Origin of the sequence: Sneathia vaginalis (assembly GCF_000973085.1) — a bacterium.
GTDB classification, from domain to species: Bacteria; Fusobacteriota; Fusobacteriia; order Fusobacteriales; family Leptotrichiaceae; genus Sneathia; species Sneathia vaginalis.
Window position 1 is genome coordinate 882,420 of sequence record NZ_CP011280.1, and the last position, 13,007, is coordinate 895,426.

At 28.5% G+C, this 13,007-nt stretch carries 13 protein-coding genes; 2 read left to right on the plus strand and 11 right to left on the minus strand.

The genetic code is table 11. From position 1 onward, the window contains the following. Positions 1 to 58: 58 nt before the first annotated feature. Both VC03_RS04415 and dapB read right to left on the minus strand, forming a co-directional pair. Positions 59 to 1,627, minus strand: coding sequence for a YadA-like family protein (locus tag VC03_RS04415; RefSeq protein ID WP_046328842.1), 1,569 nt, complete (start codon positions 1,625 to 1,627; stop codon positions 59 to 61). A 166-nt stretch (positions 1,628 to 1,793) separates the two neighbouring features. Beyond that, positions 1,794 to 2,474, minus strand: a complete 681-nt coding sequence (gene dapB / locus VC03_RS04420) for a 4-hydroxy-tetrahydrodipicolinate reductase (RefSeq protein WP_046328843.1) — start codon at positions 2,472 to 2,474, stop codon at positions 1,794 to 1,796. 85 nt (positions 2,475 to 2,559) lie between these two features. On the opposite strand from dapB, the gene VC03_RS04425 reads away from it, so the two are divergent. Continuing rightward, positions 2,560 to 2,820: an HPr family phosphocarrier protein gene (locus VC03_RS04425; RefSeq protein WP_046328844.1), complete on the plus strand. Its 261-nt coding sequence runs from the start codon at positions 2,560 to 2,562 to the stop codon at positions 2,818 to 2,820. A gap of 18 nt (positions 2,821 to 2,838) precedes the next feature. On the opposite strand, the gene VC03_RS04430 is transcribed toward VC03_RS04425, so the two are convergent. From VC03_RS04430 to VC03_RS04470, 9 genes are read right to left on the minus strand one after another with little or no spacing between them, the layout of a single operon-like run. After that, entirely contained in the window at positions 2,839 to 3,627 is a 789-nt protein-coding gene (locus VC03_RS04430) for an RluA family pseudouridine synthase (protein WP_046328845.1), read from the minus strand. A 1-nt stretch (position 3,628) separates the two neighbouring features. After that, complete coding sequence (gene rodA, locus VC03_RS04435; RefSeq protein WP_052727702.1) at positions 3,629 to 4,729, minus strand: rod shape-determining protein RodA; 1,101 nt, start codon at positions 4,727 to 4,729, stop codon at positions 3,629 to 3,631. Further along, positions 4,719 to 5,276 (minus strand): CvpA family protein, encoded by a 558-nt coding sequence (locus VC03_RS04440; protein WP_046328846.1) that lies wholly within the window; start codon positions 5,274 to 5,276, stop codon positions 4,719 to 4,721. Before VC03_RS04440 ends, rodA begins: the two co-directional genes overlap by 11 nt. A gap of 10 nt (positions 5,277 to 5,286) precedes the next feature. Next, the gene (gene alr, locus VC03_RS04445) at positions 5,287 to 6,309 is read right to left on the minus strand and encodes an alanine racemase (protein ID WP_046328847.1); all 1,023 of its coding nucleotides are present in this window, start codon (positions 6,307 to 6,309) and stop codon (positions 5,287 to 5,289) included. Then, positions 6,299 to 6,928 carry a (d)CMP kinase gene (cmk, locus tag VC03_RS04450; RefSeq protein ID WP_046328848.1) on the minus strand — a complete coding sequence of 210 codons (630 nt, stop codon included), beginning with the start codon at positions 6,926 to 6,928 and terminating at the stop codon, positions 6,299 to 6,301. Before cmk ends, alr begins: the two co-directional genes overlap by 11 nt. After that, on the minus strand, positions 6,925 to 7,839 hold the full coding sequence (gene prmA / locus VC03_RS04455; protein ID WP_046328849.1) for a 50S ribosomal protein L11 methyltransferase: 915 nt from the start codon (positions 7,837 to 7,839) through the stop codon (positions 6,925 to 6,927). Before prmA ends, cmk begins: the two co-directional genes overlap by 4 nt. After that, entirely contained in the window at positions 7,836 to 8,615 is a 780-nt protein-coding gene (locus VC03_RS04460) for a TIGR00282 family metallophosphoesterase (protein ID WP_046328850.1), read from the minus strand. Before VC03_RS04460 ends, prmA begins: the two co-directional genes overlap by 4 nt. A 42-nt stretch (positions 8,616 to 8,657) precedes the next feature. Further along, positions 8,658 to 10,232, minus strand: a complete 1,575-nt coding sequence (gene rny / locus VC03_RS04465) for a ribonuclease Y (protein ID WP_046328851.1) — start codon at positions 10,230 to 10,232, stop codon at positions 8,658 to 8,660. Positions 10,233 to 10,244: 12 nt separating this feature from the next. Beyond that, on the minus strand, positions 10,245 to 10,637 hold the full coding sequence (locus tag VC03_RS04470; protein WP_046328852.1) for a hypothetical protein: 393 nt from the start codon (positions 10,635 to 10,637) through the stop codon (positions 10,245 to 10,247). Between the two features lie 378 nt (positions 10,638 to 11,015). On the opposite strand from VC03_RS04470, the gene VC03_RS04475 reads away from it, so the two are divergent. Beyond that, entirely contained in the window at positions 11,016 to 12,977 is a 1,962-nt protein-coding gene (locus tag VC03_RS04475; protein ID WP_046328853.1) for a hypothetical protein, read from the plus strand. Positions 12,978 to 13,007 lie beyond the last annotated feature (30 nt).

The window sequence follows — 13,007 nt, forward strand, 5'->3', positions numbered from 1 at the left end:
TTAATAAAAAATGTACTGAATCATTTTAATCCAGTACAGTTTATTATTTTTAATATATTTATTTATTCATTAATTTATTTATAATCTCTTCTAATTTTTGTATTTTCATATTTTGCTTTTTAACGTTTTCTTTAGTATCCATATTTTCTTTTCTTAATTCTTTAACTTCATCAGTCAATTCTTCTATTCTCTTATCCTTATTATCAACACTACCCATCATAACTCCAGCTCCTATACCAAAGGCAAGATTACCCTTACTATTAACTGCTCCACTTAATTTGTATGTAAAGTTTTTCTTGTCATTTGTTCCACTAAAGCCTACTGCTACTGCATGAGATCCTCCATAGTATCCATATGATGCTGCTAAATTAAACTTTCTATCACCACCTACTTGTGGTAAGTTTGCCATTGCTACTGCATTCGATACTCCACCTAAAGCTATATCACTTTTTAAACTCACTGCCTTTAATTGTCTAATATTAACAGCATCAAAATCATTTATACCTTCAGAAAGATTTGTAATTCTTCGTTTTATTCTATCGTTACCTAAAGATACTGTATTTCTCTCGTTTGCTTCAGAAAAATTACCTAATGCAACAGAATTTTCACCTGTAGCAACAGATGCAAGTCCTATACTAACTGAATTATTATATGCTTCTGAAAATGCACCTAATGAAGTCGAATATTTCCCTAAAGTTTTAGAATTAAACCCTATTGTTGTATTAAACCCATCAGCTTTTTGATCTCTTTTTATCCATCTTTCTCCTTCTTCATTTATTTTATATCCTGAATATTCTTTATATAACTTAAATGAGGCCATTTTTCTAACTTCTTCTATTAAAGATTGGTTAACATCTTTTTCAGTAAAAGCTTTATTTGTTTTTTTATATTCTTCTCTAATTTTAGATTTTAAAACTATTTCATTTTCTTTTTTTATTTCATCAAAATATTTTTTATATAGTTCTTCTTTTTTTGTACTGTCTATAATATTATTACCATCAATTTCTAAACTTTTTTTAGAATATGAGATAGCTCCAGGTCCTATAACAACTGATCCTTTTGTAGTATTAATACTTTCACTACCTAATGCTATAGAATACATTCCACTATTAAAAGTATTATTTCCTATACCAATACTATCGTTTTCAGTTACTTTTGCTCCGCCAATTGAAACTGCATTATTTCCTGCATAATTATCATACCCGATGGAAACTCCATATTGATTTGTATATACCTCAGTACCTATTGCAACATTTTGACCATTCTCTACTAAAACACTAGCACCTATACCAATAGAATAACTTGAATTATCTCTAACTTTAACTTTGTTTCCTATAGCAACACTAGTTTTACTTTGATTAACTGTTCCTTCTCCATATGTTATTCCAGAACCTACTCCTTCAAGATTCTTTTCTGTATTTAAATAATTTATATTTATATTTTTTTTATATCTATATTCAGAACCCACTTTTTCGTATAATTTTTTTGAATTTTCATTTAATTTATTATACTCTGTTTCTGTAATATATATATATCCATTTTCTATCCTAGGTATATTTTGTTGACTTTCGCTTGCATATGAAATTATTGTAGAAATTAAAGAAATAATCAGTATTTTTTTATTCATTCTATCCTCCTTGTATATAGTACTGATTATAGCACCCCCCCCCCATTTATTTTCAATACTTTTTTTTACTTTATTTAACCTTTTTTTAACATAAAAAAAATGAAGCCCACAACACCTTGTAGTACTTCATCTTCTGTATATCGTTATTTATTAACTATTCTTCCATTTAATCAACATCAAAATACAATCCATTTCCTAAACCTAATAGCTTTCTTGCAAACTTAATTGCACCAACAGCAAATATCTTTCTTGAAAGGGCTGTATGTTTAATTTCTACTATTTCATCTTCACCTGCAAATATGGCTATATGTTCTCCTACTATACTTCCACCTCTTACACTATGTATTCCAAGTTCATCTTTTTCTCTTTTTCCTACTCTATTAGTTTGTATCTTTAAATTTCTTACCTCTTGTATGTTTTTTGCAAGTGTAAGTGCTGTTCCACTAGGTGAATCAACTTTTCTATTGTGATGTGCTTCAACAATTTCTATATCAAAATCTTCTAATAGTTGTGTTGCTAATTTGGAAAGCTTATTCAAGACTTTTACTCCAAGTGAAGTATTTGTCATCTTAAGTATAGGTATATATTTTGAAGCATTTTCTATAGCTTTCATTTCATCTTCTGTCTGTCCTGTTGTTGCAATTAGCAGTGGTTTTGAATACTCTTTCGCTAAATTTAACACAGTATTTGTTGCTAAATGGTGAGAAAAATCTATAATAACATCAAAATCTTTTTCTATTTTTTTTACATCAAATGGGTCTATCATATCAACAAAAATATCTTCATTTTGTATACTATCTTTGACTATATTAGCCATAACTCCATTTCCAAACACTAAAATCTTCATTTTTTATACTCCTTTTCGTCATATTGACTTTTTTTGCAATCTGTTATATTATTTTATTATCAAAGCATTATATTAGGAGGACACAATGGTTAGTAAATCATTAACTTTCAATGGACCACAAGGTATGCATGCAAGACCTGCAGGTGCATTAGTTAAAAAAGCAAAAGAATTTGAAAGTAAAATTGAATTAGTTTACAATGGTAACTCATTTAACGCAAAAGCAATAACAAAGCTTCTTTCAGCAGGGATTAAGAGTGGTGCAGAAATTACTGTAACTGCTGATGGTCCAGATGAAGAAAAAGCACTAGAAAGTGTTTCTGAATTTATATCAAATATTGTTGATTAATTTTTTAAAAAGCCTTTTTTAAGGCTTTTTTATTTTAAATAAATAGTCATCAAAGGCTATAGAATTACAAACTAATTCTAATTCATCACTCTTTTTGTAATTACCATACTTATCATCACCGATAATAGGGATGCCTAGATGGGCTAGTTGTACCCTTATTTGATGTTTTCTTCCTGTTAATATATTAACACTAAATGTTATATTCTCCTTTTTAACATCAATAACTTCAAATTCACTAATAGATAAAAGTCCATTTTCATCTACTCTAACTTTATCCTCAAATGTTTTTAATTTTAACTCTACTCTAAATTTATCTCCCAACACATATTTACCATTGTTTTTAGTCTTGGCAATATATGTCTTTTTTACTTCTCTTTTTCTAATTAATTCTGTTATGTGTCTTAGACTAACCTTATTCTTACAACCAATAACTAGGCCCTTAGTTTTTTTATCTATCCTATTTGCAAAGGAAATATTATACATCTCTGCTAAGCCCCGTTCGTTACCAGTACCTTTATGCATTGCAACATCTTTTGGTTTATTTATTATCAAATAGTTTTCGTCCTCGTAAACTACCCACTTCATATTTTTCGTATTAGCTCTTTTTTCTTCTTGTTTAAAGTCTAGATTAGATATACATACATCATCACCTATTTGTAGTCTATAGTCTTGCTTTTTCTTCTTGTTATTTACCTTTACATCGCCTTTTCGTATAGCCTTAAATATATCACCTAAACTATTATTCTTACAAGTATTCTTTAGAAATCTATCTAATCTTACATTCTCATTTTCTTTATCTATTACCATACTAATCTGAATTCATTTTAACGCTTTCAACTAATGCGATTAGCATAAAAGCTGTTAAATATGAGCTACCTCCATAACTTAAAAATAGTAAAGTTTTACCAGTAACAGGAACTAAACCTAGTGTCATCCCTATATTTATCAATGTATGTCCTAAAAATATTCCAACAACTCCATATATTATTACCCTTCCATAGTCATCATCTATTAATCTACTAATCTTTAGCATATTAAAGATCAATAGAAAGTAAAGGAATATTACAAAACATGACCCTGCAAACCCAGTTTCTTCAGAAATTACTGAGAATATGAAGTCAGTTTGTGGTTCTGGTAAAAATTTAAGTCTACTTTGACTTCCATGAAATATTCCAGTTCCAAATACCTCTCCTGAACCTATTGATATTTTAGACTGTGTTACGTGCCAACCCTTATTCTTAATATCTTTTTCAGGGTTCAAAAATACCTCTATTCTTGTTTTTTGATAGTCATCCAATGCAAAATGATATACTGGATAAGCAGACAAGATGACAATAACCCCTATTACAAGCAATGGTTTAATATTTGCATCATTTAAAAAGAGGATACATAAGTACGAAAAGGTAATGATAAGTGTATTACCTAAATCGGGTTGTAGTAAAACTAGTGCTACTATAGGGAGTATTGATAGATATACTTTTATAATATCAAATAAGTTGTTTATACCTTTTCTAAACTTTGAGATTATTACATACGACAAAACCATTATTGTTATTATCTTAACAAATTCAGACGGTTGTATCTGTACACCTGCTATAGATATCCATCTTTGTGCACCAAGAGTTTTTTTACCAACTAATCTTACCGCAATCAATACTACTATGGCTAGAGTATAGAGATAAAATATATATTTTTTTGTTGCCCTGTAATCAATAAACACAGATAGAAGTAGTATAATAGTACCACAAAATATCCATAATAGATTTTGCTTAACATAATGTGCTGATCTTGTTGCACTATATATAAATATGGTGCTGATGGTAACTAATATATATACTATTACTATAAGGGACTTATCTAATTTTAAAAGTCTATTCTTGTACTCACCAATATTAAAATTAATCTTCATTTGTTTTTACACCCTTTTTTAACTCTTCATATACTTCGCCTTTTAATTTTAAATTTTGATTTTTAAAATTAAACTCATCTAACCTATTTTCTATTGTTTTTGGAAAATACTTATTTAATTTTTTAGTGTTAATAGAAACATAGTAAATTACACGACTTGTATCCAATGTCTTTTCAACACTTTTTATACTTCTCATAAATAGCATAACTGTCATTAGAAAAAAAGTTATTCCAAACGAAAGTACAAGTCCTAGTAATGCCCCTACCAGCTTATTTATTCCACCCAAGTGTGCAGTTTCTAAAAATTTGTGTATAATACGAACTATGATATGTAGGACGATAAAGATAAATACAAACGAAACAATATATGTAAATACCTTACCATATTTATTACCCAATAAGTTTTCTACTATTCCTTGTATATATGGCACTAAAAATATTGATAGTAGGAAGTGACATACATCAAATATCATAAATATGGCACCTTTTTGCAGTCCATATATTACCATTCCTACTGTTAATAGTATTATTACTATATCAAAAACCATATACCCCTCCTTAATATATATATTCTTTTTCTAATCTATCGGTGTTTCTACACATTATTTCATAGCTAATGGTATCGCAGTCATCAGCGACCTTTGTTATACATATGTTATCACCATATATTTCTACGAAATCTCCCACCTTTATACTTCTATCTGCCTTTATCATCATTTGATCCATGCAGATATTTCCAATTATATCATAATACTTCCCATTAAAAAATACTTGACCGTTATTAGATATTCTCCTAGTTAAACCGTCAGCATAGCCTATAGATACTGTTGCAATAATATCTCCTTTTTTAGCTAAATATGTGTTCCCATAGCCAATATAGCTATCATACTTCAATTCCTTTATATAGCTAACCCTTGCATAAAGACTCATTGCTTGTTCAAACTCTCTTGTCTTGTCTCCACCATAAATGATAATACCTATTCTACATAAATCATACATATCATTTGGTATGTTTAAACTTCCATAGCTATTTAATGCGTGCTTGTATGGTATATCATATTTTCCTGAAATTTCATTGAATAAATCTATTTGCTTTTTAGTATATTCCTTATCATTTTCAGCAACAGATAAATGTGTAAAAATACCTGTAGGTTTGTAATTTTCTAAGACCTTCTCTATATCAACCTTATCAAAGCCTATTCTTCCCATACCAGTATCAAAGGCTATGTGGTATAGACAAGACTTACAATTTTTTTCTATATATTCTAATTCTGAAAAATTAGTTACAGTAAAATGTATTTTTCTTTTTTCTAGCTCCTTATACTCTTCTTTTTCTGTTGGACCTAGTATTAATATATTAATATCTAATCCCATATCAGATAACTTTATTGCCTCTGTATATGTTGCAACTGCATACCATTTGATTCCCATGTCAAATAGCATACTAACAACTTTCTCATATCCATGTCCATAGGCATTTGCTTTAACAACTGCCATAAATTTTTCTTTTGGTACAACCTTTAAAATCTTTTCTACATTTTTTCTGATTTTTCTCATATCTACAACTAACTTACAACGCATTTTGACCACCTTTTACTAAAGATATTATCTTTTGTATTACTTGTTCTTTAGTCATTTGACTTGTATCTATCACTGTTGCACCTTTAGCAATTCTTAAAGGAGAATTTTTTCTATTCATATCTTGATAATCTCTTTTTTGTATATCTTCTAGTATCTTATCATAACTTAGAGTTTTATCCTGTAAAAATCTTCTTTTTGCTCTAACTTCTACACTAGCTGTTAAGAATATCTTAAAATCTGCATTAGGAAACACAACTGTAGATATATCTCTACCATCTAATATTACAGAATGTGACTTAGAGATCTTTCTTTGTAAATCTACCATATATTCTCTAACTTCCTTAATTTTAGAAATATCTGATGCTTTTTTTGATATATCATTTGTTCTTATCTTCTTGCTTACATCTACCCCGTTTAAGTAGAAAGTTTCACCTGATTGTTTAATGTTAAAATCTTTTAAGACTTCCTTACTAAACTCTAAACTATTTTCTTCTAAATACAAGGCAAGTAATCTGTACATAGCTCCTGTATCTAAGTATTGTATATTTAATTTCTTAGCTATTTCCTTTGAAATACTACTTTTTCCACTACCTGATGGTCCATCAACTGCTATTATCATCTCTTATCCTTTAACTTAAATACTAATCCTATCCATTTATTTTTTATCTTCTCATCTACTAGTTCTAATCCATATTCATTTGCATAAGATATGAATGAGTCCCTCTTTTCTTGTAATATACCTGAGAATATGACATAGGTACTATCTGTCATACTTTGTATAATATTAGGTAATATCTTTTCTAATACATCTACTAATATATTAGATACAATTACTGAAAACTTTTCAAAACTGTACTTTTTAATATCCCCTATATACACCTCATAACCACTTGATATATCATTTTTCAAAAAATTATCCTTAACTACTTCTAGACAATTTTCGTCTATATCTATACCTACAACCTTTTTGTATCCTAGTTTTTTAGCTATTAACATAAGTATACCTGAACCACAACCTAAGTCAAGTAAACTATCTCCCCTAGCATATTTTTCAAGTAATTCTATGCAAAGAGCAGTTGTTTCATGTGTACCTGTACCAAATGCCATAGCTGGATCTATATGTATGACAATTTCATTGTCTTTTTGTTCATACTCTTCCCAGCTAGGATTAACAACAATATTTTCAGTTATTTTAGTTGTATGGAAACTCTTCTTCCACTCGTCCTTATAGCTATCAGTATTTAACTCACTTGTGTATACCTCATAAATGATATCTTCTATTACTTTTATCTCATCTTCTATCATTTTTAATTTTTTTGTAAAAAACCTATTATTCGGTAAATAGAAGATAATTGCCCATACTTGATTTACTAATTGTATATTTTCAGTATAGTCTAGTACATCATCACTAAAATTTTCTATTAATTCTACTTCAAATATACCGAATTTTTTTAAAATTTCAAGTATATCATTTTTTGTTTTCAACATATTATTTGAGTAATATCTAATTAAAACTTTTTTTAATATCATACTTCATCGTACCCTAAATCTAATCTTTCTATACTTACACATTTAAATGTCTTATCATCTACAACTACTTCTATACCATTAATACGTAGTCCTTCTTCACAAGGTACATATCTTTCAGAAAAACCTGTTTTTAGTCTTTTTAAACTTTCTCTCTTATTCATTCCTAACACTCCATCATGACCACCTGTCATTCCTATGTCAGTTATGAATCCAGTCTTACCTACAAGTATCTTGTTATCAGATGTTTGTGTATGTGTATGTGTTCCATATATTGCTGTTGCAATACCTGCTAAATTCCAACCCATAGCTTGTTTTTCTGAAGTTGCTTCAGCATGAAAGTCTACTATTAAAACATCACATTCTTTTTTTAATTTAGGTGCTAGCTCATCTATACTTGCAAAAGGACAAGGAATAGGTTGCATAAATACCTTACCTTGTAAATTAACTACTCCAACTCTAACACCCTTCTTATTAACCACAACATAACCATGTCCTGCATTTTGTGGATGATAGTTATATGGACGTATTATTCTTGGTTCTTCATTTAGGTATGAATAAATTTCTTTTCTATCATATGTATGATTACCAAGTGTTATTACATCAACACCCTTATCAAAAAATTGTATAGCAATCTTAGGTGTTATACCAAATCCTGCTGCTGCGTTTTCTCCATTTACAATAATGAAATCATAATTCTTTTTACGTTTTTCTAAAAATTTGTATAGTACTTCTCTACCAGGTTGACCTACTACATCGCCTACCATTAAAAATTTCATATATACCTCCAAAAAAATATAGCAGTCATACGACTGCCTTTATTATTTTGCATATTCTATAGCTCTAGTTTCCCTTACAACTGTTACTTTTATCTGACCAGGATATTGCATCTTTTCTTCTATTTCTTTAGCTATATCTCTTGATAGTATAACAGCTTGATCGTCGTTTATCTTTTCTGGACTGACTATAAGTCTTAATTCTCTTCCTGCTTGTATTGCATATGAATTTTCAATACCTTCATGAGAATTTGCAATTTCTTCTAATTGTTCTAATCTCTTTAAATAGTTAGTTAGAGTTTCACGTCTTGCACCTGGTCTAGAAGCTGATATGGCATCTGCTGCTTGAACTATTACTGCTTCTATGCTCTTTTGTTCCACTTCATCATGGTGTGATTCAACTGCGTTTATTACAACTTCACTTTCTTTAGAGAACTTTCTTAAAAATTCTGCACCATTTATTGCGTGTGAACCTTCTTGTTCATGTGAGAAAGCCTTCCCTATATCATGGAACAATCCTCCTCTTTTTGCATAGTTAACATTAGCCCCTATTTCTGCTGCTATTGCTCCTGCTAAATGTGCTACTTCTATACAGTGTTGTAGTACATTTTGACCAAATGATGTTCTGTATTTTAATCTTCCTAATGCTTTTAATACTTCTTTTGGTAATGTTGGAATACCTACTTCTAGTATTGCTTGTTCTGCTGCATCAAACATTGCTTGTTCTACTTCACTTGCAGCCTTATCAACCAATTCTTCTATCTTTGTAGGATGTATTCTTCCATCTTGTATTAATTTTTCTAATGCTATTTTCGCTACTTCACGTCTTACACCATCAAATGAAGATAAAACAACAGCTTCAGGTGTATCATCTATTATTAAGTCTACTCCTGTTGCAGCTTCTATGGCTCTAATATTTCTACCTTCCTTACCTATTATTCTACCCTTCATTTCTTCACTAGGTAACTCAACTACGGTAATTGTTGCATCTACTACATAGTCTGAAGCTGACTTATTTATTGCTGTTGATAAAATTCTTTTTGCTAATTTATCTTTTTCTCTATCAAGAGTATATTCAAATTCTTTTATCCTAACAGCCTTATCGTGTTCTAACTCATCGTCCATTTTTGCAAGTATAATATCTTTTGCTTCTTCTCTTGTTAATTCAGCAATTTTTTCTAATTCACTAGATTGCTTATTTATCAATTCATCTAATTCACTTTGCTTCGTAACTAAAACTTCTTTTTGCTTTTCAAGTTTTACTTCTTTTTCTTCTATCTTTTGATTCTTATACTCTAAATTCTCTTCTTTTTTTGCAATCCTTGCTTCTTTTTGGCTGATTTCATGCTTCATTTGCTTTATTTCTTCATCAGCTTCTCTTTTAGTATTTAAAAGTTGTTCTTTAACTTTAATTACTTCTTCTTTTTTAAACGCTTCAATATCTCTTTCAACTTCTTTTTTAGTTGTTTCAAACTTCCTCTTGGCATCAATTATTTTTAGCTCTAATTCACTTAGTTCACCATATTTTTGAACAAATGTTTTCTTTATTGATTTTAATGAAACAAAAAAAGTAACAAGAAATATGACAGCGAATATTGCTATTACAATATAGCTTAACATATTTTCTCCTTTCTAATTTTGTTTTTCATAAATGTCTAAAATCTTCCATGTATTATTTATTCTCGTCCAAACGGCAACAAAATACGCACTATCCATCCCTTTTGTAAGGACAAGTAGTGTGTTTATTCTATCATTTGATACAACTTCTATTTTGTTATCTGGAACAAATACAAGTATATCAGATAAATCAGTTTTATCAATATTATTAAGTATTATCTCATTTTTTAAACTATTTACGAAAAACTTATGTATATCTTTTTTACGATTTTCTTTTACAGTTAGCATAAATTCATTTTTGGTCAAAAGAAAAGATTGACTAATTTTTTCTTTTTCAATGGGGTTTAAACTAACTGTTGTACAACCGCATAACATTATTAAAATTGTTGATATTATTATTCTTTTCACAATACCTCCACTTTCAATAGATTTTAACATATATAGCCTTTTTTTTCAATAAAAAAATTTGAGGCTAAATCTTGAAAATATTAGAAAATATGAAGTTTATTAAGCAAAAAAAAGACTATATATTATACAGTCTTTTTTTGAATATTATATTTCTAATGCACTTTTAAGATCTTCCACAATCTTTTCTCCTTACTTAATTGCCTCTATTGTACTTTCATTTGGTATATTTTTTTAATAACTGATATATATCTGAATTCTTTTTAACCTATATAGCTTAACATTCACCTACTTTCCTTTATACATTACCTTTTTTATCCTAAAAATATTTGATTTTTGTCTTTAAGTACTGATAAACTCTTGTATATTAAGGAGATGAAAATGACAAAAAAAATATTATTAGCTTTATTAATTATTCATGTCTCATATGCAAACAATACACACATTAAATTAAAAACATCATTTGAGACTAATTCAACAAAGGCACTTGGTAAAGATATTACAAGTATAAAGTACATACCAATAGAAGGTAAAATATATCATAAGACAAACCATGGTATGTTTAACGTTTTTTTTAAGTTGCGTGGAGAAAGAAAAAATATACATGTTCCAGATACAAACTTTGTATTTACAGACTCAAAAATGTATGCAGGAGCTCCAGAAGGACATATAGATGCTCCAGTTAATGAAAATAACTTAATTGATACTCTTCTAGAGGAACAAACTAAACTACAAAACCTTTACTCAGGTGTACACTTACACTATCATGGACCACACGAACATGATGAAATAGGACTTGACGAAGATCATTCAGATGAAGAAGAACATGAACATAATCATGATACTTTTTCTCCAATAACTAAAAAATGGGTAAAACCTGTATTTTTAAATAATGACTTTCAGGCAAAAATTGGTGTAGAATATTTACCTAATTCATTGAATAAATTTGCATTAACATATATTCCAACCATATACAATGGTGATGATATTATGTACTACAAATCTTTCATATTTGATATTAAAAATACTAATTTAATAAAAGATAAATTTGCTATTACATTTAACCCTAGATTAACTACAATTAATCACTTTACACCATATATTTTAAATACAGGTGTACATTTACGTTATGCTATAGACAAAGACACTACAATAGGGTTAAGTGGAGTTAATAAATTCCAACTTGATAATTTGAAAGATTATCGTAATTTAAAAAATAGCATAACTCTTTTTTATGACTACAATAAGGAAAAATTCAGAGCTCATAAATTCTATGAGGTACTAGACCATGAACATGAAAAACTAGAGCAATATAAGTTGGAGTTTAAATTTGACCATACAGGTACATATACACTACCTGATAGTAAAAAAGAAAAATTAAAATATGCAAGTAAAGTAAATCAATACGAATTTAAGTTAAAACAAAAAATCAAAAAGCCTGACTTTCTAATTAAAGGTCTTACATTTGAAAATGTTACTGACTTAAATTACACTCTAGGATATATTGAAAATGCTCATAAATACTTAGGAACTTACAAGTTATACTCAATGCATAAACCTACACAAGCAGATAAAAACTTAAAGGTTGATGAAATATACAATAAAGAAAACCATTTACCAGAATTTTCACATACTTGGAGCAATGAAGATTTAAGTTTAATTGAAGGGCAAGTTGGTGTATTAAAAGGTGCAAAAATGTATTTTATAAAAAAAAGAAAAGAAGCAATATACTTTGATCAATACTCAAAAGAAAAAAGAATTAACCTATTTGAATTAAAAAATGTAACTAAGATAGATTACAATAACTTCAAACTTAAAAACTCTTTATACCTTTCAAAAGATAATTTCTTTAAAACTTTTGCACTAGATAATGAATTAACTTTAAGCTACCTATACAAAAATGGAATATTTGAAGCTAAACCATATATTACCCACAACTATGATGTATTTTACAAAAAAGATTTAAAACTCTACGACTACAATGTATTAACACCTGGTATAGATATTGGTATAAATTACAAAAAGGATAATTTTTCTCTAAAACTTGGTACTGATATTAAAAATGATTTTCAATTTAGAAGAGCAACTAAACTTGGTATAAATGATACATTAGGTAACCAAAATGAAATAGATAAATTAGTTAAGGGTTCTATCATATATGTTAAGCCATATTTAAAGGTAGAAAATAAATTTGGTGATCACTTAACAGTTAAAGGTGATTTTAGCTATGAATATATGAAGTCATTTGACGTTACAAGAGGTAGTACATATACGATGTATAAGCCAATAGAATTCAAACAACACAACATTAAAACTAAAATTAGTTTGCAATATGATTTATAGAAAATAAAGTGTGTAAGCCTCAAAACTTAC